Raw genomic sequence first — 25172 nt, forward strand, 5'->3', positions numbered from 1 at the left:
TCTCTTATCGCGCCGTCCTCTCGTGGCGAAACATAAAGTGATCAGGCAGGGATGGCGGTCTCGCGCCCATTCCGATGCCGGATCAGCCGATTTCGTGCCGCCACGGCGGGTTTGCGCCGGCCCGCGAAACGGTCACTGCGGCCGCCTTGGAGCCGAGCTCCAGCGCCTTGCGGATGGCATCCTCGGAAAGATCGCCGATCGCCGCCTTGGTGAGCAGTCCCTGTTCGTGCAGCGAGGCGAGTATGCCGGCGTTGAATGTGTCGCCGGCGCCGACCGTGTCGACCACCTTGACCTTTTGCGGCATGACGGTGACTTTGTGCGCCTTGCTGTAGCCGACGGCGCCTTCGCCGCCATGCGTGACGACAATCAGCTTCGGTCCGCGATCCAGCCAGTTGCGCACCACTTCCTCATGCGAGCCGGCCTCGTCGAACCATTCGAGGTCCTCATCGGAGAGCTTGACGATGTCGGCCATCGCCATCATCTCGCGGATACGCCTCAGATGCTTTGCCTTGTCCGGGATGAAATTCGGCCGGATGTTGGGATCGAGCATCATCACCCTGCTTTGGTGCTCGCGCCGCATGAATTCCTCATAGGCCGAACCAGCCGGCTCCGAAATCAGGCTGATGGCGCCGAACAGCATCGCCTCGATTTCGGATCCGAGCTTCGGCAGGTCCTCGACGGTCAGCATGCGCCCGGCGGTGTTCTCGTCATAGAAAGTGTAGGTCGCCTGGCCATTGGTTAGCCGCACGAAGGCGAGCGTCGTCGGACGCGGCGACGTGTGCGCATAGGTGGAGCTCACCTTGCTTGCGCCCAGCGCCTCGCGGAACTGGCCCCCGAACAGATCGGAGGAGAGGCCGGAGAAGAAGCCCGCCGGGGCGCCCAGCCGGCCGAGCGCGATCGCCGAGTTGAACACCGCGCCGCCGACATAGGGCGCGAAGGCGGCTTCGCCTTCCGTCGTTATGCGAGGCAGCATGTCGATCAGGGCTTCGCCACAGCAAAGGATCATTATGTGTTGGTCTCCGGGGGATGGATCACGCCCTTGCGGATGATGATGTTGGCGAAAAGCCTGGGTTCGCTGGTTGCCACGATCGCGTGCGCGGCCTTGACCCGTGCATAGAATTCGGCCCCGGCCAGCGCAATCACCTTTTGGCCCGGCGCGCGCCTGGCGCAAACCTCTTCCATCTCGCGATGCACGGGGTCGGCCAGCGCCGGGTCACCCTTCACCGAGGCGCGGAAGAGCGCCTGCGGCACCGCCTCGTCCACCGGCAGCACGCTGAGCACGGCGTCAAGCACCGGGATGATGTGGTGGCCATCCGCGCGAACCAGCCGGCGGGCCTGTTCCTCGGCCGGATAATTGCCGTCGACAATTGCTATCTCGTCGCCATGGCCCATTGCCCTGAGCGTCGCCAGGAACTGCGGCCCGAGCAGAGACGGAATGCCGATCAGCATGGTCAGGCGCCTCCGGGCGGGTTCGGTCCGATCAGGAAACGCTCGGAAAGCGGCAGGCTGGCGCCGCCTAGTGCCCGCGCATGGATGCCTACGGTTCCCTCGCGCACGAAAGGCAGTTTCAATCCTTCGGCGTCGATGCCGGAGATGGCTTGCCTGATTGCCTCGACAAGTCGGCGCCGCACGTCGAGCGGCATCCAGCCGTCGATGACCGCCGCTTCGAAATCGATGACGGATGAGGCCGCGACGATGGCAAAGGCGAGCGCGCGCGAGGCGCTGGCGATCCACTCTTCGAATTCGGGGCCGATGTCGCCCCAGTCCTGTGGCGAGGTCCATAGATGGGAGCCATCTATGCCCTTGGCTGAAAGCGCCTTCTCCAGCATCGCGATCGAGGCGACGTCGATGAGCTGCGTCGGCTTGCCGTCCGGCCCCGGCACCGGCATCGATCCGAGCGCGCCAGCATTCCCCTTCGGGCCGCTGTAGAGGCGGCCGTTGAGAACGATGCCGCCGCCGGCAAAGGCGCCGATGTAGAAATAGACGAAGTCGCGCGCCGCGCCAGCCTGGCCGAAGACGAGCTCGGCGCCGCAGGCCGAAGTCGCGTCGTTCTGCAGGTAGACTGGGAACTCGCACTGCGACTGGATGTCGGCGCGGATGTCGCGATGGCGCCATTCATCCATGACGTCGCGCGGCGCGCCGGCCGTGTCGGCCCAGTTCCACAGTTCGAACGGCATGGCGATGCCGAGGCCGGCAATGCGCTTGTCCTGCGCCGGCGTCAGCTCGCCGCGCATCGTCTTGATGCCTGTGGTGACGAACTCGACGGTCTCGCGCGGCGCGGGATAGCGGTAGGAATGCTGCAGCATCGCGCGCACATTGCCGAGAAAATCGATCAGCACCAGTTCGGCCGAGCGTCTGCCGATCTTGAGGCCGATGAAGAAGGCGCCTTCAGGGTTGAGCGCCATCGGGATGGAGGGCTGGCCGATCTTGCCGCGCAACGGCGCCTGGCGCACGAGCAGCCTGTCTTCCTCGAGCTCGCGCATGATCACCGACACCGTCTGGGCCGAAAGCCCGGTCATGCGCGCAATGTCGGATTTGGCCAGGCTGCCATGCTGGCGCACCAGGGACAGCACCAGCCGTTCATTGTGGTCGCGCATGCCGCTCTGGTTTGTGCCGCGATGCAGCCGGCTCTCCAGAGCCTCGGGCGAACCGTGCCTCGCAATGCCGGTCTCCACCCTGTTCCTCCCGTCGTTTCCCCTTGATGCTTTTCGTTCAGAATGAGTGAACAACGCAAGTCTGTCAATAATAAATAAGAGTGATTTAATTATTGACAGACGTTACGGACTGGTGTTGTTTGAGGCGGCGTCCACGCTGGGAGAAACGGTGGGCGCGCTCGAGGCGCCGGGCGTCCGGTGTCCGAAACAGTTCCATTGGGAGGAAAATCGTGACCAAGAAATCACTGCTGAAGTCCACTGTGTTCGCGGCTGCCGGCTTGGGCCTCATGGCGTTCGCTTCGTCGGCGTCGGCCGCCGGCGTCGGCGCCTGCCTGATCACCAAGACCGACACCAATCCCTTCTTCGTGAAGATGAAGGAGGGCGCGACCGCCAAGGCCAAGGAACTCGGCGTCGACCTCAAGACCTATGCCGGCAAGATCGACGGCGACAGCGAAAGCCAGGTGGCGGCGATCGAAAGCTGCATCGCCGACGGCGCCAAGGGCATCCTGATCACCGCCTCCGACACCAAAGGCATCGTGCCGACAGTTAAGAAGGCGCGTGACGCCGGCCTGCTGGTGATCGCCCTCGACACCCCGCTCGACCCGATCGATGCCGCCGACGCCACTTTCGCGACCGATAATCTCGAAGCCGGCAAGCTGATCGGCGCCTGGGCCGCTGCTACGCTCGGCGACAAGGCCAAGGATGCCAAGATCGGCTTCCTCGACCTGACCCCCTCGCAGCCGACCGTCGACGTGCTGCGCGACCAGGGCTTCATGATGGGCTACGGCATTGACGTGAAGGATCCCAACAAGATCGGCGACGAAACCGATCCGCGCATCGTCGGCCACGATGTGACGAACGGAAACGAGGAAGGCGGCCGCAAGGCGATGGAGAACCTTCTGCAGAAGGACAACACCATCAACGTCATCCACACCATCAATGAGCCGGCGGCCGTCGGCGCCTACCAGGCGCTCAAGGCGGTCGGTCTCGAGAAGCAGGTGCTGATCGTCTCGGTCGACGGCGGCTGCCCCGGCGTGAAGTCGGTGGCCGAGGGCGTGATCGGCGCCACCTCGCAGCAATATCCGCTGCAGATGGCGGCGCTCGGCATCGAGGCGATTGCAAAATACGCCAAGGACGGCACCAAGCCGAAGCCGACCGAAGGCAAGACCTTCTTCGACACCGGTGTCAACCTCGTCACCGACAAGCCGGCCAAGGGCGTGAAATCGATCGACACCAAGGAAGGCCTGGCCAAGTGCTGGGGCTGATACTGGCCTGACCGGCCGACAAACCTTGCGGCCGGGGGCTTGATCCCCGGCCGCATAGGGTGGACGATGCGCTTTCGCAAGCGCTGATAATCCTGGCGACAGACCGGATAGCGTTGGCGCGTGTGGAGCACTGAGAAAGCTTCACGCAGACGGGAGGAGACATGTCTCAGATTCAGGAATTCGAGAAAGTACTCTCGGGCAGCGACACCAGCGTCGCGGCCTTCGACGAACACGGCAAGTCGTTCGTCAAGCGCGCCCAGCATTTCCTGCATTCGACGCCGGCGGCGGTGCCGCTGATCGTGCTGGTGCTTTCGATCGTGATATTCGGCATCGCCATCGGCGGGCGGTTCTTTTCATCCTACACGCTGACGCTGATCCTGCAGCAGATCGCCATCGTCGGTATTCTCGGCGCCGCCCAGACGCTGGTCATTCTGACCGCCGGCATCGATCTGTCGATCGGCGTGATCATGGTGATCTCGGCCGTGATCATGGGCAACTGCGCTCTCACTTACGGCATGCCGACCCTTCTTGCCGTGATTGTAGGGCTTGCCGCAGGCGCTGCTTGCGGGGGGCTCAACGGCCTGCTCGTCGCCTATATGAAGCTGCCGCCCTTCATCGTCACGCTCGGCACCTGGAACATCGTCATGGCCACGAATTTCATCTATTCGGCCAATGAGACGATCCGCGACGCCGACGTCGACGCCCAGGCGCCGCTGCTGCACTTCTTCGCGCTGAGCTTCCGGGTCGGCTCGGCCGTGCTCACGGCCGGCGTGATCGCCATGGTGCTGCTGGTGCTCGTCCTCTGGTACGTGCTCAACCACACGGCCTGGGGCCGCCACGTCTACGCGGTCGGCGATGATCCGGAAGCGGCCAAGCTCTCCGGCATCCAGACCAAGAAGGTGCTGATGGCGGTCTACACGCTTGCCGGCCTCATCGCCGCCTTCGCGGCCTGGGTCTCGATCGGCCGCAACGGCTCGATTTCGCCGTCCGCCGCCGTTACCGACTACAATTTGCAGGCGATCACCGCGACGGTGATCGGCGGCATCTCGCTCTTTGGCGGCCGCGGCTCGATCCTCGGCACGCTGTTCGGCGCCATGATCGTCGGTGTCGTCTCGATGGGCCTCAACATGCTGGGCGCCGATCCGCAGTGGAAAGTGCTGCTCACCGGCGTGCTGATCATCGGCGCCGTGGCGATCGACCAGTGGATCAGAAAGGTTTCGGTGTAACCATGACTGAGAAGGCTGTCCTGACCGCGCGCGGTCTGACCAAGCGCTATGGCCGCGTGACCGCGCTCAACAACTGCGACTTCGATCTCTATCCGGGCGAAATCCTGGCGGTGATCGGCGACAATGGCGCCGGCAAGTCGACCTTGATCAAGGCGATTTCCGGTGCGGTGATCCCCGACGAGGGGATCATCGAACTAGACGGCAAGCAGGTCTTGTTCCGCTCGCCCATCGAGGCTCGCGAAGCCGGCATCGAGACCGTCTACCAGAACCTCGCTTTGTCGCCGGCGTTGTCGATCGCCGACAACATGTTTCTGGGCCGCGAACTCCGCAAGCCTGGTCCGCTCGGCAGCTGGTTCCGCATGCTCGACCGCCCGGCGATGGAAAAGCGCGCCCGTGACAAGCTGACCGAACTCGGGTTGATGACCATCCAGAACATCAGCCAGGCGGTGGAAACGCTTTCGGGCGGCCAGCGCCAGGGCGTGGCGGTGGCGCGTGCCGCGGCCTTCGGCTCGAAAGTGGTGATCATGGACGAGCCGACGGCCGCGCTTGGCGTCAAGGAAAGCCGCCGCGTGCTGGAATTGATCCTCGACGTCAAGAAGCGCGGCCTGCCGATCGTGCTCATCTCGCACAACATGCCGCATGTCTTCGAGGTGGCGGACCGCATCCATATCCATCGGCTTGGACGGCGCCTGTGCGTCGTCGATCCCAAGCAGATTTCCATGTCGGACGCCGTGGCGCTGATGACCGGCGCCAAGAAGCCGCCGGAGGACGCGCTGGCGGCTTGATCACCTCAATGGATCACACATTGCGGTAGGGCTGTTGACGGGTCGCTTGTCTAATCGATTGAATATATGCTGCAACGCACTAAGGTAGACTGGGAGGAATGGCGAAAGCCGCTATGATCAGGCCAAATGAACGAGAGGCGAAATGACATCCGCCATGACGATCGAAGTCCCTGTTCTCGACAATCCCGATCCCAAGACGCTCGCAGAAGAAGTCCTGCTGTCGCTCAAATACCGAATCGGCAAGGACACCACGGTCGCCACGCCCTATGACTGGCTGACCGCCTCGATCAAGGTGGTGCGCGATCGCATCGTCGATCACTGGATCCAGGGAACGAAGGAAGCATACGAGCAGCAGGAAAAGCGCGTCTACTACCTATCGCTCGAATTCCTGATCGGGCGCCTGATGCGCGACGCCTTCTCCAATCTCGGCCTGATGGAGAACATGCGCGAGGCGCTGTCCTCGCTCGGCGTCGACCTGGACCTCATCGCCGGCCTCGAACCGGATGCCGCGCTCGGCAATGGTGGCCTCGGCCGTCTCGCCGCCTGCTTCATGGAAAGCATGGCGACAGTCGACATTCCGGCCCACGGCTACGGCATCCGCTACGCCAACGGCATGTTTCGCCAGGAAATCCAGGGAGGCTGGCAGGTCGAGCTGCCGGAGACCTGGCTCGACCACGGCAATCCATGGGAGTTCGAGCGGCGCGAACGCTCCTTCGAGGTCGGCTTCGGGGGCTCGGTGGAATCGATCACTTCGAAGGACGGTCGGCTCGAGCGCCATGTCTGGAAGCCGACCGAGCATGTGCTGGCCGTCGCTTACGATACTCCGGTGGCCGGCTGGCGCGCCAACCGCGTCAATACGTTGCGGCTATGGTCGGGCATGCCGATCGACCCGATCCTGCTCGACAAGTTCAATGCGGGCGACCACATCGGCGCGCTGGCCGAAAGCAACAAGGCGGATGCGCTGTCGCGCGTGCTCTATCCGGCCGATTCCCATATGGCCGGGCAGGAGTTGCGGCTACGGCAGGAATATTTCTTCTCGACCGCCTCGCTGCAGGACATAGTCCAGCGCCATCTCAGCCAGTATGGCGACCTGAAGTCGCTGCCGGACAAGGCGGCGATCCATCTCAACGACACCCATCCAGCGGTCGCGGTGCCGGAACTGATGCGGTTGCTGATGGACGTCCATGGCATGGACTTCGACCTTGCCTGGGACATCACCAAGCGCACCTTCGGCTACACCAACCACACGCTGTTGCCCGAGGCGCTGGAAAGCTGGCCGGTGCCGCTGTTCGAACGGCTGCTGCCGCGCCACATGCAGATCGTCTACGCCATCAACGCGCAGGTGCTGCTGGAGGCCCGCGCCACCAACCAGTTCTCGGACGAGCAGATCGCCCGCATCTCGCTGATCCAGGAAAATGGTGACCGCCGCGTGCGCATGGGCAATCTGGCCTTCGTCGGCTCGCATTCGATCAACGGTGTCTCGGCATTGCACACCGAGCTGATGAAGGAGACGGTGTTCGCCGATCTCCACAAGCTCTACCCCGGCCGCATCAACAACAAGACCAACGGCATCACGCCGAGGCGCTGGCTGATCCAATGCAATCCGGGCTTGACCTCGCTCGCCCGCGAGGTGATCGGCGATCGCTTCATGGACGACATAGAAGTGATCAAGGATCTAGATCCGCTCGCTGACGACGCCGCTTTCAGGGAGAAATTCGCTGGCGTGAAGCGGCAGAACAAAGCAAGGCTGGCCAATCTCGTCGCCGACCGGCTCGGCATCAGGCTCGACCCTTCCGCGCTGTTCGACATCCAGGTCAAGCGCATCCACGAATACAAGCGCCAGCTGCTCAACATCCTGGAGGCGATTGCGCTTTACGACCAGATCCGCTCGCATCCTGAGCGGGATTGGATGCCGCGCGTGAAATTCTTCGGCGGCAAGGCGGCACCCAGCTACCACAACGCCAAGCTGATCATCAAACTGGCCAATGACGTCGCCAAGGTCATCAACGGCGATCCGTCGGTGCGCGGCCTGCTGAAGGTGGTTTTCGTGCCGAACTACAATGTCAGCCTCGCGGAGGTTATGATGCCGGCCGCCGACCTCTCCGAGCAGATATCGACCGCCGGCATGGAAGCGTCCGGCACCGGCAACATGAAGTTCGCGCTGAATGGCGCGCTGACCATCGGCACGCTCGACGGCGCCAATGTCGAGATCAAGGAGCATGTCGGCGACGACAACATCTTCATCTTCGGCCTCACCACCGCCGAGGTCGCCGACCGGCGCAACAATGGCTACGATCCGCGCGGCGTGATCGAGGCTTCGCCCGAGCTTTCGCAGGCCGTGTCGGCGATTTCCTCCGGCGTCTTCTCGCCTGATGATCCCGGCCGCTATCGCGAGCTGATGAACGGCCTCTACCAGAGCGACTGGTTCATGGTGGCGGCGGATTTCGATTCCTACGCCGCCTGCCAGCGCGAGGTCGACGCCGTCTGGCGCAACAGTCCCGACTGGTACGCGCGCGCCATCCGCAACGTCGCCCGCGTCGGCTGGTTCTCGTCGGATCGCACCATCCGTCAATACGCGAAAGAAATCTGGAACGTGCCCGTCTGATGTGCTTGCATGGGATCACGAACAATGTGGTCTCGTGCATGTCGCCCGAAAGTGCATAGCGGCTTCAGGGATAACGACATGCACAAAACAAACTGGTACCCCGGGGAGGGAAACACCGCCTGATGAGGAAGCCGCGCGTGACCGCTGCGAAAAGCGGGCCGGACGGGCTGGCGCCAGCCGGCGATGTCGCGACGATTGTCGCGGGAACGCATGGCGATCCTTTCGCGATCCTGGGTGTGCAGGAGGCGGGCAAGGGGTTCGTTGCACGCTGCTTCGTGCCGCACGCCGAATTCGTCACCGCCTATACGCTGACCGGGAAGGAGGTGGGCGAACTGTCGCGCCGTGATGATGCCGGTTTCTTCGAGGGCAGGGTTTCGATCCGCAAGCGCCAGCCCCTGCGCTATCACGCCAGGAATTCCGGCGGCGGTTGGTGGTTGACCGACCCCTATTCCTTCGGTCCGGTGCTCGGGCCGCTGGACGACTACTACATGGCCGAAGGCTCGCATCTGAGGCTTTTCGACAAGCTCGGCGCCCATATCATCGACCATGAGGGCGCCACCGGCGTGCATTTCGCCGTCTGGGCGCCCAACGCGAGGCGCGTCTCCGTGGTCGGCACCTTCAACGACTGGGACGGCCGCCGCCACACCATGCGCGACCGCAAGGACACCGGCATCTGGGAATTGTTCATCCCCGATATCGGCGCAGGCCAGCCTTACAAGTTCGAGATCATCGGACCAGACGGCGTGCGGCTGCCGCTGAAGGCCGACCCGTTCGCCTTCGAGTCGGAACTGCGCCCTGCGACCGCCTCGGTGACGGCGCCGCCCATGGCACATCGATGGGGCGACGAGGCGCATCGCAACTATTGGCAGAAAGCCGATCCCCGGCGCGAGGCGATGTCGATCTACGAGGTCCATGCCGGTTCCTGGCAACTCCGTGACGACGGCACGTTCCTGTCCTGGGACGAACTCGCCGCGCGGCTGATCCCCTACGTGATCGACACCGGGTTTACCCATATCGAGTTCCTGCCGATCTCGGAGCACCCCTACGATCCATCCTGGGGCTACCAGACCACCGGCCTCTATGCGCCGACCGCCCGCTTCGGCGACCCCGACGGATTCGCCCGCTTCGTCGACGGCGCGCATCGCGCCGGCATCGGCGTCATCCTCGACTGGGTGCCTGCGCATTTCCCGGTAGACGAGCACGGGCTTGTCCACTTCGACGGCACCGCGCTTTACGAACATGCCGATCCGCGCCAGGGTTTCCACCCGGACTGGAACACCGCCATCTACAATTTCGGCCGCCGCGAGGTGGTGTCGTTCCTGGTCAACAACGCGCTGTTCTGGGCCGAGAAATATCATGTCGACGGACTGCGCGTCGACGCGGTCGCCTCGATGCTCTACCTCGACTATTCGCGCAAGGCTGGCGAGTGGATCCCCAACGAGAAGGGCGGACGCGAGAACCTGCAGGCCGTCTCCTTCCTGCAGAAGATGAACAAGGAGCTCTACGGCCACCATCCCGGCGTGATGACGATCGCCGAGGAATCCACCTCATGGCCCAAAGTGTCGCGTCCCGTGCATGAAGGCGGCCTCGGCTTCGGCTTCAAGTGGAACATGGGCTTCATGCATGACACGCTGGAGTATCTCTCCAAGGAGCCGATCTTCCGCAAGCACCATCACAACGACATCACCTTCGGCCTGGTCTACGCCTTCTCGGAAAATTTCGTGCTCCCGCTGTCCCATGACGAGGTCGTGCACGGCAAAGGGACGCTGCTGAACAAGATGGCCGGCGACGACTGGCAGAAATTCGCCACCCTGCGCGCCTATTACGCCTTCATGTGGGGCTATCCCGGCAAGAAGCTTCTGTTCATGGGCCAGGAATTCGCCCAGCGCCGCGAGTGGAGCGAGGCGCGCGCGCTCGACTGGAACCTGCTCGAATTCGCGCCGCATCGCGGCGTCTGGCAGACGGTGCGCGACTTGAACTACCTCTACCGTTCGCGCCCGGCGCTGCATGCGCGCGACTGCGAGCCGGAAGGTTTCTCCTGGCTGATCGTCGACGACCCCGACAACTCGGTCTTCGCCTGGCTGCGCAGCGCGCCGGGCGGCAGCCCGATCGCCGTCATCTCCAATTTCACGCCCGTGCCGCGGCAAAACTATCGCGTGCCGCTGCCGAAGGCGGGAAAATGGCGCGAAATCATCAATACGGATGCTGCCGACTATGGCGGCTCCGGCATGGGCAATGGCGGCATTATCGAGGCGAGCGGGGAAGGGGGCGGCGTATCGGCGACGATGGTTTTGCCGCCGCTGTCGACGATCATGCTCGAATTCGTCGCGGACTGAAGCGGTTGATATCTTGCCAAGGTTTCGGGCCGGGCAGCTAGTTTGGGAGGGTAGCAAAATGGCAGAGATCAAGAGAACCCAGCCGCTGGCACGCGATGCCATGGCCTATGTGCTGGCCGGCGGCCGCGGCAGCCGCCTCAAGGAACTGACCGACCGGCGCGCCAAGCCCGCCGTCTATTTCGGCGGCAAGACGCGTATCATCGACTTTGCCCTCTCCAACGCGCTCAATTCCGGCATCCGCCGCCTCGGCGTCGCCACCCAGTACAAGGCCCACTCGCTGATCCGCCACCTTCAGCGCGGCTGGAACTTCCTGCGGCCCGAGCGAAACGAGAGCTTCGACATCCTGCCGGCCTCGCAGCGCGTCTCGGAAACGCAGTGGTATGAGGGCACGGCCGACGCCGTCTACCAGAATATAGACATCATCGAGGCCTATGGGCCCGAATACATGGTGATCCTCGCCGGCGACCACATCTACAAGATGGATTACGAGCTGATGCTGCGCCAGCATGTCGATGCCGGCGCGGACGTCACCGTCGGCTGTCTCGAGGTGCCGCGCATGGAGGCGACCGGCTTCGGCGTCATGCATGTCGACAAGAAGGATAACATCATCGCTTTCGTCGAGAAGCCGGCCGATCCGCCTGGCATTCCGGACAAGCCGGAATTCGCCCTGGCCTCGATGGGCATCTATGTCTTCCAGACCAAGTTCCTGATGGAGCAGCTGCGCCGGGACGCGGCGGAGCCCGGTTCCAGCCGCGACTTCGGCAAGGACATCATCCCCTACATCGTTCAGCACGGTAAGGCGATCGCCCACCGTTTCGCCAAATCCTGCGTGCGCTCCTCGCATGAGTCCGAGCCTTACTGGCGCGATGTCGGAACGGTGGATGCCTATTGGGAAGCCAATATCGACCTCACCGACATCACGCCGGAGCTCGACCTCTATGACCGCGACTGGCCGATCTGGACCTACGCCGAATTGAAGCCGCCGGCAAAATTCGTGCATGACGAGGACGGCCGCCGCGGCGAGGCCATATCGTCGCTGGTCTCCGGCGATTGCATCGTTTCGGGCGCCTCGCTGCGCCGCAGCCTGATTTTCACCGGCGCGCGCATCAACTCCTATTCCAAGCTCGAGGAAGTCGTGATGCTGCCCGACGTCACTGTCGGCCGCAACGCTCGCCTCAAGGGCGTCGTCATCGATCACGGCGTGCATATCCCGGAGGGGCTGGTGGTCGGCGAGGACCCGGTGCTCGACGCCAAGCGTTTCCGTGTGTCGGAAAAGGGTATCTGCCTGATCACGCAGGACATGATCAACAAGCTGTCGACCTGATAAGGTTGATCAAGCCGTCAACCCGCCAGGGTTACCGGCAGCCTGTAGGGTCGATCAGCCTTACGACTGATCAACAGATTGTCACTTTGACCTGTCATCTTGAGATCGGAATGTGGAGCGCATGCAGGTTCTGTCGGTCACGCCCGAAATCTTTCCGCTGATCAAGACCGGCGGGCTTGCCGACGTGACCGGCGCCTTGCCGATCGCGCTTGCGGGCAAGGGCGTGGCGATGCGCACGCTGATCCCCGGCTATCCCGTCGTGATGGCCGCCTTCGCCAGGAAGAAGGCCGTGTACCAGTATCCGCTGATGCAGGGCGGCAAGGCTTCGATCCATGCCGTCAAGATCGGTGACCTCGACTTCTTCGTGCTCGACGCGCCGCATCTCTTCGATCGTCAGGGCGGCCCTTACGGCACCGCCTCCGGCGCCGACTGGCCGGACAACTGGCGCCGCTTCGCGGCACTGAGCCAGGCCGGCGGCGACATAGCCGGCGGCGCTATCTCCGGTTATCAGCCCGACATCGTGCATGCCCATGATTGGCAGTCGGCGATGACGCTGGCCTATATGCGCTACGGCAAGGCCGTCGGCGTGCCGTCGATGATCACGGTGCACAACCTCGCCTTCCAGGGCCAGTTCGGCGCCGGCATCTTCGGGGAGCTCGGCCTGCCGGCGGTGGCCATGCAGCTCGACGGCGTTGAATATTATGGCGGCGTCGGCTTTCTAAAAGCCGGCCTGCAGGCCGCCTGGGCGATCACCACTGTGAGCCCGACTTATGCGCAGGAGATCCGCTCACCGGAATTCGGCATGGGCCTCGATGGGCTGATCAACATGCGCGCCACCGACCTCTACGGCATCGTCAACGGCATCGATGTCGACATCTGGAATCCCGAGACCGACAAGCATCTGGTCGCCAGATACTCAGCGGCGACCCTTCAAGCCCGCGCAAAGAACCGCAAGGCGGTAGAGGAGCGCTTCGGCCTGGAAGGGGACGGCAGCCCGATCGTCTGCGTCGTCAGCAGGCTGACCTGGCAGAAGGGCATGGACATTCTGGCCGCGGTCGTCGACGGCATCGTCGCCGCCGGCGCGCGCCTCGCCATCCTCGGCTCGGGTGACGCCGGCCTCGAAGGCACGCTGCTTGCCGCCGCGGCCCGCCATCGCGGCCGCGTCGGCGTCGTCGTCGGCTATGACGAAGGCCTCTCGCACGTCATGCAGGGCGGCTGCGACGCCATCATCATTCCGTCCCGCTTCGAACCATGCGGGCTCACCCAGCTCTATGGCCTGCGCTATGGCTGCGTGCCGGTCGTCGCCAGGACAGGAGGCTTGGCCGACACCATCATCGACGCCAATGAGGCGGCGCTTTCGGCAGGGGTCGCCACCGGATTCCAGTTCGCCCCCAACAATGGCGGCGCGATGCTGCACGCCATCCAGCGGCTGGTCGAGCAGCATGCGCGGCCGGCGACCTGGGCCTCGATCCAGCGCCAGGGCATGAAGGCCGATGTCTCCTGGGACAAGAGCGCCGAAAAATACGTCGAACTCTATCGCTTGCTGCTTTCGAAAAGGGCTTCCTGAGGCATGATCAGAACCGTCCCCACCAAACCCTACACCGACCAGAAGCCCGGTACGTCGGGCCTGCGCAAGAAGGTGCCGGTGTTCCAGCAGGAGCACTATGCCGAGAACTTCATCCAGTCGATCTTCGACGCGCTGGACGGTTTTGAAGGCAAGACGCTGGTGATCGGCGGCGACGGCCGCTTCTACAACCGCGAGGTCATCCAGAAGGCCATCGCGATTGCCGCCGGCAACGGCTTCGGCAAGGTGATGGTCGGTCAGGGGGGGATTCTCTCGACGCCGGCCGCCTCCAACATCATCCGCAAATACAAGACCTTCGGCGGCATCATCCTGTCGGCCAGCCACAATCCCGGCGGCCCGCACGAGGATTTCGGCATCAAGTACAATGCCGGCAATGGCGGTCCTGCACCGGAGAAGATCACCGACGCGATCTTCGCAAAGTCGAAGGAGATCAAGAGCTTCAAGATCGCCGACATCGGCGCGATCGACATCGATACCATAGGCACCGTCAAGGCAGGCGACATGACCGTCGAGATATTCGATCCGGTCAAGGACTACGCCGAATTGATGGAAAGCCTGTTCGACTTCGACGCGCTGAGGAAGCTCTTCAAGTCTGGTTTCCGCATGCGGTTCGACGCCATGCACGCGGTGACCGGTCCCTATGCCAAGGAGATCCTCGAACGTCGGCTCGGCGCCCCGGACGGCACCTGCCGCAACTTCAAGCCGCTGCCGGATTTCGGCGGCCATCACCCGGACCCGAACCTGGTGCACGCCAAGCATCTCTATGACGAGATGATGGGCCCGGACGCGCCGGACTTCGGCGCGGCATCGGACGGCGACGGCGACCGCAATCTGATCATCGGCAAGGGCATCTTCGTCACGCCGTCGGACTCGGTGGCGATGCTTGCCGCCAATGCCAGACTGGCGCCCGGCTACAAGGATGGCTTGAAAGGCATTGCCCGCTCCATGCCAACCAGCGGCGCGGCCGACCGCGTCGCCGAAAAGCTCGGCATCGGCATCTACGAGACGCCGACCGGCTGGAAGTTCTTCGGCAATCTGCTCGACGCCGGAATGGCGACCATCTGCGGCGAGGAAAGCGCCGGCACCGGTTCCAACCATGTGCGCGAGAAGGACGGCCTGTGGGCGGTGCTTCTGTGGCTCAACATCCTTGCCGCGCGCGGCGAGAGCTGCAAGCAGATCGTCACCGAGCACTGGGCGACCTACGGCCGCAATTATTACTCGCGCCACGATTACGAAGAGGTAGAGAGCGATCGCGCCAACGCGCTGGTCGACGAATTGCGCGCCAAGCTGGGCTCGCTGCCCGGCACCAGCGTGCGAGGCCTGAAGATCGCCAAGGCCGACGACTTTGCCTATCACGACCCGGTCGACGGCTCGGTGAGCGAACACCAGGGCATCAGGATCCTGTTCGAGGGCGGCTCGCGCGTCGTGCTGCGCCTCTCCGGCACCGGCACCTCGGGCGCGACGCTGCGCGTCTATATCGAGCGCTACGAGCCGGACAAGGCCAGGCACGACCTCGACACGCAGGAAGCGCTCGCCGACCTCATCGCCGCCGCCGACGACATCGCCGGCATCAAGAGCCACACCGGCCGCAATAAGCCGAGCGTGATTACTTGAGGGTGGAGCTGGGCTCCCCCTTCTCCCCTTGTGGGAGAAGGTGTCGCCGAAGGCGACGGACGAGGGGTGTTGGACGGATCGCCACGATGAAGAAATGGGCTCTTGCAGCATCCTATTCTTCAGGGCCTCATTCCTTCCAACACCCCTCATCCGTCTCGGCGCTGCGCGCCGATCCACCTTCTCCCACAAGGGGAGAAGGGGAGGCGCGCGCATGACCCTCGGCGCCACTGTCACCCCAGATGGCGTTCGCTTCGCCGTCTGGTCATCATCGGCGAGACGGCTCTGGGTGTCGCTCTTCGATGACACCGGCGCGCGAGAACTCGACCGGCTGGAACTGACGCCGGAAGGCGAGGGCGTGCATGCGCGGCTTGTCCCTGGCCTTGGCGTTGGCACCCGCTACGGCTTTCGCGCCGACGGCGACTATGCGCCGGAGCGAGGCCTTTGGTTCGATGCCGACAAGCTGCTCACCGACCCCTACGCCGTCGAGATCAACCAGCCCTACCAGTACCATTGGCGGCTCGCCGCCAAAAGCAACGAAGGCGCCGACACGGCCCCGCTGATGCCCAAGGCGATTGTGGTGGCGCCGCCCAAGCCAGTGCAGCCCCAGCCACCTCTCTTCCAGCCCGGCGGCCTGATCTACGAGCTCAACGTCCGCTCATTCACAAGATTGCATCCGGACGTGCCCGAAACACAGCGGGGCACCATCGCGGCGCTCGCCCATCCGGCTGTCGTCGAACACCTGAGGCGCCTCGGTGTCTCCGCGGTCGAACTGATGCCGATTACCGCATCGATCGACGAGCGGCACCTGTCGCCATTGGGCCTGAGCAACGCCTGGGGCTACAACCCCGTCACCTTCATGGCGCTCGACCCGCGGCTGGCGCCCGGCGGCCTCGAGGAATTGCGCGACACGGTCGCCGCGCTGCGCAAGGCCGGCATCGGCACCATCCTTGACCTCGTCTTCAACCATACCGGCGAGAGCGACCGGCTAGGGCCGACGCTGTCCCTGCGAGGGCTCGATGCCCAAGCCTACTATAACCATCAACCGGACGGCCGGCTGGTCAACGACACCGGCACCGGCAACACCGTCGCCTGCGACCATCCGGTGGTGCGCGAGATGGTGCTCGACACGCTTCGCCACTTCGTCCGCTTCGCTGGTGTCGACGGCTTCCGCTTCGACCTAGCGCCGGTGCTCGGCCGCGTTGATGGCGCTTTCGATCCGGACGCGCCGTTGCTTCAGGCCATCGCGGGCGATCCCGCGCTCGTCGACCGCGTGCTGATCGCCGAGCCCTGGGACATCGGTCCGAACGGCTACCAGCTCGGCAATTTCCGCCCGCCCTATGTGGAGTGGAACGATCGCTACCGAGACGATATCAGGCGCTTCTGGCGCGGCGATACCGGCGCGATCGGCACCTTGGCCACCCGGCTCGCCGGTTCCTCCGATGTCTTCGGTCGGGAAGACCAGCCGACGAGCCGAACCGTCAATTTCATCGCCGCGCATGACGGCATGACGCTGGCCGACATCGTCGCCTATGAGCGCAAGCACAACGAGGCCAATGGCGAGCAGAACCGCGACGGCCATAACGACAATTTGTCGTGGAACAACGGCGCCGAGGGCGAAACGGGCGACGACGCGATTGCCAAGGCTCGCTCCTGCGACCAGCGCGCGCTGCTCGCCACGCTCTTTGCCTCGCGCGGCACCATCATGCTGACCGCCGGCGACGAGTTCGGCCGCACGCAGAAAGGCAACAACAACGCCTACGCGCAGGACAACGCCGTCACCTGGCTCGACTGGGCCGGCCGCGACCAGGCGCTCGAGCAATACACATCCTCGCTTGCCGCATTGCGCCGCGCCTTTCCGGCGCTGGCGTATCCACGCTTCCTGACCGGCGAGCCCGCCGACGGAGCGGACATTCCCGACGTGGCCTGGCTGACCGAAACCGGTGCGCCGCTCGGCGAACCCGACTGGAACGATCCCGGCCGGCATCGCCTCGTCATGCTGCTCGGCGATGCTGGGGGCGGCCGCCTTGCCGTCATCATCAACGGCGATCGTCGCCAATGTGTCTTCACCTTGCCGGCGCGGGATGGATTTGAATGGCGCCCGGCAATCGAGACGCAGCCGGTCGATCTGGCGCGGCCGGTGGCTGGCCGCAGCGTCAATTTCATGATCGAGCGTCGGGCGAAAAAGGTCAGTGCGAGGAAAGGTCCGTGATGGCTGGCGACAATCCCGGACGAAAAGCCGAATGGTGGCGTGGTTGCGTCATCTATCAGGTCTATCCGCGCTCATTCCAGGACACGACGGGCAATGGCAGCGGCGATCTCAAGGGCATCAAGTCGCGCCTCGCTCATGTCGCTTCGCTCGGCGTCGACGCGGTCTGGCTTTCGCCCTTCTTCAAGTCGCCTATGGCCGACATGGGCTATGACGTGTCCAACTATCGCGACGTCGATCCGATGTTCGGCACGCTGGAGGATTTCGACGCGCTGGTCGCCGAGGCGCATCGGCTCGGACTGAAGCTCATCATCGACCAGGTGATCTCGCATTCCTCCGACAAGCATGAATGGTTCGTCGAAAGCCGCGCCAGCCGAGATAATGCCAAGGCCGACTGGTATGTCTGGGCCGACGCCAAGCCGGACGGCAACGCCCCAAACAACTGGCTGTCCGTCTTCGGAGGCCCGTCCTGGGAGTGGGACGCCACCCGCCGGCAATATTACATGCACAATTTCCTCGCCGCTCAGCCCGATTTGAACTTCCACAATCCGGAGGTCCAGGACGCGCTTCTGGACACGGTGCGCTTCTGGCTGGAGCGTGGCGTCGACGGCTTCCGGCTCGATACCGTCAACTACTATTTCCATGACCGCTGGCTGCGCGACAACCCGCCCTTGGCGTCAAGCGTCGCCGGCACCAATGGGTCGACCAGCACCTATGGCTTCCAGGAGCATCTTTTCGACAAGACTCGTCCCGAGAACCTCGACTTCCTGAAACGCTTCCGCGCGCTGCTCGACGAATATCCCGACCGCGCCTCGGTCGGCGAGGTGGGCGACGAGGAGCGTTCGCTGCAGACGCTCTCCGCCTATGTGTCCGACGGCGACAAATTGCAGATGTGCTACACTTTCGACCTGCTTGGCCCGCAATTTTCCGCCGCCCATGTGCGAGGCTGCGTCGAGGCGTTCGAGACGACCGCCCCCGACGGCTGGGTCTGCTGGGCCTTCTCCAACCATGACGTCGTGCGCCACATCAGCCGCTGGATGCGGCCCGGCGAGAGCCCGGACGCGATGGCCAAGTTCTCGATCGCGCTGCTCGCCTGCCTGCGCGGCTCGATCTGCCTCTATCAGGGCGAGGAATTGGGACTGGAGGAAGCCGAACTCGCCTATGAGGATCTGCGCGATCCGGTCGGTATCCGCTTCTGGCCGGGCGTGAAGGGCAGGGACGGCTGCCGAACGCCGATGGTTTGGCAGGCGGACGGCGAGAATGCCGGCTTCTCTACGGCCAAGCCCTGGCTTCCGGTGCCGCAGGCGCATCGCGCGCGCGCGGTCGACATTCAGGATGGCGAGGGCGGTTCCGTGCTCGCGGCCTATCGTTCGATCCTTGCCCTGCGCAAGCGCCATCAGGCGCTGAACGCCGGCTCGATCCGTTTTCTCGGGGCCGAGGGCGACGTCCTGGCTTTCATCCGCCTGGGTGCAGATGAAGAATTGCTGTGCGTCTTCAACTTCGCCCGGGAGCCGGCGTACTGGGCGTTGCCGCCGGAGGTCCGTCATATCGAGATCGCGGCTCTTTCCGTCGATGTCGCCGGCGTTCTTGGCGGTGTTCTCGAAGAGGCCGCGCTGGTGCTGCCGCCTTTGGGCAGTTTCATCGCAAGGATTGGCTGACGGCGGTCTACTGGCTGGCGTCGGAATAGATTCGTTATGCAACCGTGCCGAACAGCAACAGGATGAATATCGGCGCAAGCATGGCGATTTCGATCGCGGTGCCTGCGCATCTGCCCGGAAACAAGACCAACGGACACGGAATTTTCGGTTTTCAGCATGACGCGGAGATTCCAGGACCCCGCCTGCAGAAACAGAAAACGCGCCGAGCATCCGGCAGGTGTGCCAAGTTGAGATACGCTTTAGAGCATTAGTATTCGCTGTTTTAATGTGATGACGGCTCACTTTGCGTCAAGCAGGCGATGGTTGAAATAAGATTTGGCTCTGTCTAGTCTCCTGCCACCAGCCTCCGGAAGGGACCGGCGGCACGCCTGAGAGGGGCTGTTTCAACGGCTCCGGGCGCCAACACTTAAGAAGGCGCGGCTGAGGGGTCGCGCCGATAGGGAGAACTTAATGCTGAAGAACATGCTGAAGGCGACGGTATTCGCCACCACCATGGCTCTGGCCACGGGCTCTTTTTACACGCAAGCTTTTGCCGAGGTGGTCTACAACCGCGGCAGCGCCGCCGAGCCGGAATCGGTCGATCCGCACAAGACTTCGACTGTCTACGAAGCCAACATCCTGCGCGACCTTTTCCAGGGCTTGGTCATGCAGGACGAGAAGGCCAATCTGATCCCGGGCGCCGCCGAAAGCTGGACCGTCTCGGACGATGGCACCGTCTACACCTTCAAGCTGCGCAAGGACGGAGTGTGGTCCGACGGCACGCCGGTCACCGCTGAGGACTTCGTCTTTGCGTTCCACCGTCTGGAAGACCCGGCAACCGGCGCGGAATACGCCTCGATGCTCTATCCCGTGAAGGGGGCGGAGGATTTCAACACCAAGAAGGGCAAGGCCGAGGACATGGGCGTGAAGGCGATCGACGCCACTACGCTGGAAGTCACCCTCAAGGCGCCGACGCCATACTTCCTGGAAATGTTGACCCACCAGGCAACCTATCCGGTCAACAAGGCTTCCATGGACAAGCTCGGCGCCGACTGGATCAAGCCGGGCAAGCTCGTCTCCAACGGCGCCTATACGCTCGCCGAATGGGTGCCCAACGACCATCTCAAGCTGGTCAAGAACCCGAAATTCTGGGATGCCGCCAGCGTCAAGATCGACACCGTCAACTATATCCCGACCGAGGACCGTTCCTCGGCCATGAAGCGTTTCGAGGCCGGCGAGCTCGACAGCTATGACGATCTGCCGACCGAGCAGCTGGCCGATCTCAAGACCAAGTTCGGCGACCAGATCAAGGTCGGCCCGTATCTCGGTACTTACTACTACGCCATCAAGACAGACAAAGAGCCGTGGAACAATGTCGAGCTGCGCAACGCCATTTCGATGGCGATCGACCGCGACTTCCTGGCCGAGAAGGTGTGGCAGAACTCCATGCTGCCCGGCTATTCGATGGTGCCTCCAGGCATAGAGGGCTACACGCCCGCGATGGCCAAATACGCCGACATGTCCCAGATCGACCGTGAGGACGAGGCCAAGAAAATCCTGGAGAAGCTCGGCTATACGCCAGAGCATCCGCTGAAGATGGAGATCCGCTACAACACCTCGGAGAACCACAAGAATACGGCGGTTGCGATCCAGGAACAGCTGAAGCCGCTCGGTGTCGAGGTGACGCTTCTCAACACCGACACCAAGACCCACTACGGCTTCCTCGAGCAGAAGGGCAATTACGACGTCGCCCGCGCCGCCTGGATCGCCGACTACAAGGATCCGGAGACCTTCCTCGGCATCTCGCGCAAGGCAAGCGGCAACAACTACTCGAACTACGACAGCCCGGCCTACGAGGCTGCCATGGACAAGGCCGCTGCTGCCGGCGGCAAGCCCGAGGAGCGGATGAAAGAGCTGGCGGATGCCGAGCGCATCCTCATCGACGACGTCGGCCAGATCCCGCTGCTCTATTACAGCTACCACGACATCGTCTCCTCGAAGCTGCATGGCTTCACCGACAATGTCATGGACATTCATCCGTCCCGCTTCATCTCCAAGGACTGACGATCAACCCTTGGCCGCGCCGCCGCCCCTTCTTCCGGGCGGCGGTGGCGGTCTGTCGTCGTGCCGGGCCGAAAGTCGGGTTGGATTTTCAGGCTACCCGGTGCGAAGATCAGAGATGCCGGTGCCACGGTCTCGTCTGGAGAGCCGTCGCCTTGGCTGAAGCGGAGCGCCGATGCTGCGTTATGTCTTCCGGCGGTTGTTGACCGCCATTCCCACGCTTTTCGTCATCGTGACGGTGGCGTTCTTCCTGATCCGCGTCGCGCCTGGCGGCCCGTTCAACCAGGAGAGGGGCTTGAGCCCCGAGATCAAGGCCAATCTCGAAGCCCAGTTCGGCCTCAACGATCCGCTCTGGCTGCAGTATCTGCATTATCTCGGCAATCTCATGCGCGGCAATTTCGGCCCGAGCTACAATCTGCCGGACTTCACCGTCACCGAACTCTTCGCCAAGGGTCTGCCGATCTCGATCCAGATCGGCGCCTCGGCGCTGGTGCTGGCGCTGCTGCTGGGCTCCTTCCTCGGCACCATCGCCGCGCTCAACCAGAACAGGCTGGCCGATTATTCGGTGATTGCCTTGGCCACCGCCGGCAGCACCATCCCGACCTTCGTCATCGCGCCGGTTATCCAGCTCGTCCTCGGCCTGTCCTGGAAGCTCCTACCGATCGGCGGCTGGGGCGACGGCGCCCTCATCAACAAGGTCGGCCCCGTGCTGACACTGGCCTTGCCGCAGATCGCCATCGTCGCGCGCCTGATGCGCGGCTCGATGATCGAGAGCCTGCGCTCGCATCATATCCGCACGGCCCGCGCGCTCGGCCTGTCGGACTGGTCGGTGGTGGTCAAGCACGCGCTGCGCGGCGCCGTGCTGCCGATTGTCTCCTTCACCGGCCCAGCGGCCGCGGCACTGCTCACCGGCTCGATCATCGTCGAGACGATCTTCTCCATCCCGGGCGTCGGCCGTTACTTCGTCGATGCCGCGCTCAACCGCGACTACACGCTGGTCATGGGAACCGTGGTGGTGATCGCACTCTTCACCATCGTCTTCAACCTGATCGTCGACCTGCTCTACGCGGTCGTCGACCCGAGGGTGCGCTATGACTGAGATCGCTGCCGCCGTCGCTCCCCCCGCCATCGTCGGCCGCTCGGCCTGGGGAAATGCCTGGGCGCGGCTGAAGCGCAACCGCGCCGCCATGTTCAGCCTCTATTACCTGGCCCTTGTCGCCGTCATCAGTGTGTTCGGCCCATGGGTCGTGCCGCATGAATACACCACCATCTACGGCGACTATGTGCGCATGCCGCCGAGCCTTTCGGCCTATCCGAAACCCGACATGATCCAGGGCGCGCTGGGCGACGCCATAAAGCGCATGCGCGCCGACATCAAGGAATGGCACCAGGACGGCAATCGCGTCGTCGTCACCGTCACCTCGACCAAGCCGATCGACGACCGCAACATCCGCTATCTCGACCGCTCCGACGCCTTCGACCACACCAGGATCGAGAACAAGTCGCCCGACGGCCTCGAAGTGACGATGAGCTCGGCCGTGAAACAGCAGTATTTCTTTTTCGGCACCGACAACACCGGCCGCGACCTGCTCTCGCGCACGCTGATGGCCGGGCGCATATCCTTGGCCATCGGCCTGCTCGCCGGCGTCGTCGCCGGCGTCATCGGCGTCGTCTACGGCGCAACGGCGGGCTTTGCCGGCGGCAGGGTCGATGAGGTGATGATGCGGATCGTCGATGTGCTCTATTCTCTGCCCTTCATATTCTTCGTCATCATGCTGGTCGTGTTCTTCGGCCGCAACTTCGTGCTGATGTTCCTGGCCGTCGGCGCAGTTCTGTGGCTCGACATGGCGCGCATCGTCCGCGGCCAGGCGCTGTCGATCCGCAGGCAGGAATATGTCCAGGCGGCGGAAGCCATGGGCGTCGGCCAGCGCGGCATCCTGTTGCGCCACGTCATTCCCAATCTGCTCGGCCCGGTCGTCATCTACATGACGCTGCTGGTGCCGCAGGTCATCATCCTGGAGAGCTTCCTCTCCTTCCTCGGCCTCGGCGTGCAGGAGCCGATGACGAGCTGGGGCGTGCTGATCTCGGTCGGCGCCAAGAACATCGGCTACGCCAACTGGTTGCTTCTGTTCCCGGCCTTCTTCCTCGTGTCGACGCTGTTTGCGCTGAACTTCGTCGGCGACGGCCTGCGCGATGCGCTAGACCCAAAAGATCGATAGAGGGAGATCGCCGAAATGGCTTCCGAAACGATCCTCAGCGTCAAGGACCTCCGTGTCCGTTTCCAGACCCTCGACGGCACCGTCGAGGCGGTCAAAGGCATCAACATCAAGGTCAGTGCCGGCGAGACGGTTGCCGTCGTCGGCGAATCCGGGTCCGGCAAGAGCCAGACGATGATGGCGGCGATGAACCTTTTGTCGTCCAATGGCGAGGCGAGCGGCGAAGTCGACTATCGCGGCCGGAACCTTCTGGCCATGTCGAAGAGCGACCTCAACAAGGTGCGTGGCCGCAAGATCAGCATGATCTTCCAGGAGCCGATGACCTCGCTCGATCCACTCTACACCATCGGCAACCAGCTGATGGAGCCGATCCGCCGGCACCGCGGTCTGAACGCCAAAGCCGCGCGCGAGGAAGCGCTGAAACTGTTGAGGCTGGTGCATATCCCCGATCCCGAAAGGCGCATGAAATCCTATCCGCACGAGATGTCGGGCGGCCAGCGTCAGCGCGTCATGATCGCCATGGCTCTGGCCAACGATCCCGACATCCTGATCGCCGACGAGCCGACGACGGCACTCGACGTCACCATCCAGGCGCAGATCCTGATGCTGCTGGCCGAATTGCAGCGCAAGCTCGGCATGGCCATCGTCTTCATCACCCACGATCTCGGCATCGTGCGCCGCTTCGCCGATCGCGTCTACGTCATGCGCCAGGGCGAGGTGGTGGAGGAGGGTGAGGCGGAAGCGCTTTTCGCCAACCCGCGGCACGCCTACACCAAGATGCTGCTTGCGGCCGAACCTACGGGCACAAAGGCGCCGCCGCCCGCCAATTCACCGGTGCTGCTCGAAGGCCGCAACGTCGAGGTCGTCTTCAGGATCGGCGGCGGCTTTCTCGGCGGCGAGCCGCTGATGCTGCGCGCGGTGGACAGGATCTCGATCCGGCTGAAGCGCAACCAGACGATTGGCATCGTCGGCGAGTCCGGGTCCGGCAAATCGACGTTAGGTCGCGCGCTGCTCAGGCTTCTGCCCAGCGATGGCGTCATCCGCTTCGGCGACCGCGACATTTCCGCAGCCGACCGTCAGGCGATGCGGCCGCTCAGGCGCGAGTTGCAACTCGTTTTCCAGGATCCTTTCGGTTCGCTGTCGCCGCGCATGACCGTCGGCCAGGTGATCACCGAGGGCCTTTTGGTGCACGAGCCGTCGCTCACGGGCAAGCAGCGCGACCAGCGTGCCGTCGAGGCGTTGCGCGAGGTTGGCCTCGACCCCAACGCGCGCAACCGCTACCCGCACGAATTCTCTGGCGGCCAGCGCCAGCGCATCGCCATTGCCCGGGCCATGATCCTGAAGCCGAAAGTGGTGGTGCTGGACGAGCCGACCTCGGCGCTCGACAGGTCCGTGCAGAAGCAGATCGTGGAACTTTTGCGCAAGCTGCAGGCCGACCACGAACTGTCCTATCTCTTCATCAGCCACGACCTCGCCGTGGTGCGCGCCATGGCCGACTACATCATCGTCATGAAGCAGGGAAAGATCGTCGAGGAGGGCCCGACCCAAGAGATATTCGACAATCCGCGCGAGGCCTACACGCGCACGCTGATGAACGCGGCGATCGATTCGACACGGTTCCGCGTCAGCGCTTGAAGCCGGGCGGGCCTGGCTGGCGC

17 protein-coding genes are annotated in these 25172 nt (G+C 63.7%); 14 read left to right on the forward strand and 3 right to left on the reverse strand.

Translation table 11 applies throughout. The annotated features are described in order from the left end of the window. Positions 1-82 precede the first annotated feature (82 nt). From ACR64R_RS02385 to ACR64R_RS02395, 3 genes are read right to left on the reverse strand one after another with little or no spacing between them, the layout of a single operon-like run. A complete protein-coding gene (locus ACR64R_RS02385) occupies positions 83-1006 on the reverse strand; it encodes a carbohydrate kinase family protein (protein WP_487360098.1) in 924 nt (307 codons plus the stop codon). After that, positions 1006-1449 (reverse strand): RbsD/FucU family protein, encoded by a 444-nt coding sequence (locus tag ACR64R_RS02390; protein ID WP_487360099.1) that lies wholly within the window; start codon positions 1447-1449, stop codon positions 1006-1008. The genes ACR64R_RS02385 and ACR64R_RS02390 overlap by 1 nt, the downstream gene beginning before the upstream one ends. 2 nt (positions 1450-1451) lie before the next feature. After that, on the reverse strand, positions 1452-2675 hold the full coding sequence (locus ACR64R_RS02395; protein ID WP_487360100.1) for an ROK family transcriptional regulator: 1224 nt from the start codon (positions 2673-2675) through the stop codon (positions 1452-1454). 266 nt (positions 2676-2941) lie between these two features. On the opposite strand from ACR64R_RS02395, the gene ACR64R_RS02400 reads away from it, so the two are divergent. The 14 genes from ACR64R_RS02400 (at position 2942) to ACR64R_RS02465 (ending at position 25149) form a co-directional block, all read left to right on the forward strand. Next, positions 2942-3919, forward strand: a complete 978-nt coding sequence (locus ACR64R_RS02400) for a substrate-binding domain-containing protein (RefSeq protein ID WP_487362359.1) — start codon at positions 2942-2944, stop codon at positions 3917-3919. Between the two features lie 161 nt (positions 3920-4080). Beyond that, a complete protein-coding gene (locus tag ACR64R_RS02405; RefSeq protein WP_487360101.1) occupies positions 4081-5145 on the forward strand; it encodes an ABC transporter permease in 1065 nt (354 codons plus the stop codon). A gap of 2 nt (positions 5146-5147) precedes the next feature. After that, on the forward strand, positions 5148-5930 hold the full coding sequence (locus tag ACR64R_RS02410; protein WP_487360102.1) for an ATP-binding cassette domain-containing protein: 783 nt from the start codon (positions 5148-5150) through the stop codon (positions 5928-5930). Between the two features lie 142 nt (positions 5931-6072). Continuing rightward, positions 6073-8535: a glycogen/starch/alpha-glucan phosphorylase gene (locus tag ACR64R_RS02415; RefSeq protein ID WP_487360103.1), complete on the forward strand. Its 2463-nt coding sequence runs from the start codon at positions 6073-6075 to the stop codon at positions 8533-8535. A gap of 122 nt (positions 8536-8657) precedes the next feature. Continuing rightward, positions 8658-10871, forward strand: coding sequence for a 1,4-alpha-glucan branching protein GlgB (glgB, locus tag ACR64R_RS02420; RefSeq protein WP_487360104.1), 2214 nt, complete (start codon positions 8658-8660; stop codon positions 10869-10871). A gap of 58 nt (positions 10872-10929) precedes the next feature. Beyond that, positions 10930-12195 (forward strand): glucose-1-phosphate adenylyltransferase, encoded by a 1266-nt coding sequence (gene glgC, locus ACR64R_RS02425; protein WP_487360105.1) that lies wholly within the window; start codon positions 10930-10932, stop codon positions 12193-12195. 121 nt (positions 12196-12316) lie between these two features. Further along, positions 12317-13762 carry a glycogen synthase GlgA gene (gene glgA / locus ACR64R_RS02430; protein WP_487360106.1) on the forward strand — a complete coding sequence of 482 codons (1446 nt, stop codon included), beginning with the start codon at positions 12317-12319 and terminating at the stop codon, positions 13760-13762. A 3-nt stretch (positions 13763-13765) separates the two neighbouring features. After that, complete coding sequence (locus ACR64R_RS02435) at positions 13766-15394, forward strand: alpha-D-glucose phosphate-specific phosphoglucomutase (RefSeq protein WP_487360107.1); 1629 nt, start codon at positions 13766-13768, stop codon at positions 15392-15394. Positions 15395-15605: 211 nt separating this feature from the next. Then, a complete protein-coding gene (gene glgX / locus ACR64R_RS02440) occupies positions 15606-17603 on the forward strand; it encodes a glycogen debranching protein GlgX (protein WP_487360108.1) in 1998 nt (665 codons plus the stop codon). Next, positions 17603-19258 (forward strand): beta-galactosidase BglA, encoded by a 1656-nt coding sequence (gene bglA / locus ACR64R_RS02445; protein ID WP_487360109.1) that lies wholly within the window; start codon positions 17603-17605, stop codon positions 19256-19258. The genes glgX and bglA overlap by 1 nt, the downstream gene beginning before the upstream one ends. A 450-nt stretch (positions 19259-19708) precedes the next feature. After that, on the forward strand, positions 19709-21301 hold the full coding sequence (locus ACR64R_RS02450; protein WP_487360110.1) for a peptide ABC transporter substrate-binding protein: 1593 nt from the start codon (positions 19709-19711) through the stop codon (positions 21299-21301). Positions 21302-21473: 172 nt separating this feature from the next. Then, entirely contained in the window at positions 21474-22397 is a 924-nt protein-coding gene (locus ACR64R_RS02455; protein ID WP_487360111.1) for an ABC transporter permease subunit, read from the forward strand. Beyond that, a complete protein-coding gene (locus ACR64R_RS02460) occupies positions 22390-23517 on the forward strand; it encodes an ABC transporter permease (protein WP_487360112.1) in 1128 nt (375 codons plus the stop codon). The genes ACR64R_RS02455 and ACR64R_RS02460 overlap by 8 nt, the downstream gene beginning before the upstream one ends. A gap of 15 nt (positions 23518-23532) precedes the next feature. Continuing rightward, positions 23533-25149 (forward strand): ABC transporter ATP-binding protein, encoded by a 1617-nt coding sequence (locus ACR64R_RS02465; protein ID WP_487360113.1) that lies wholly within the window; start codon positions 23533-23535, stop codon positions 25147-25149. The last annotated feature ends 23 nt before the right edge of the window (positions 25150-25172 follow it).

It is taken from the genome of Mesorhizobium sp. MC2-1-1, assembly GCF_057597255.1.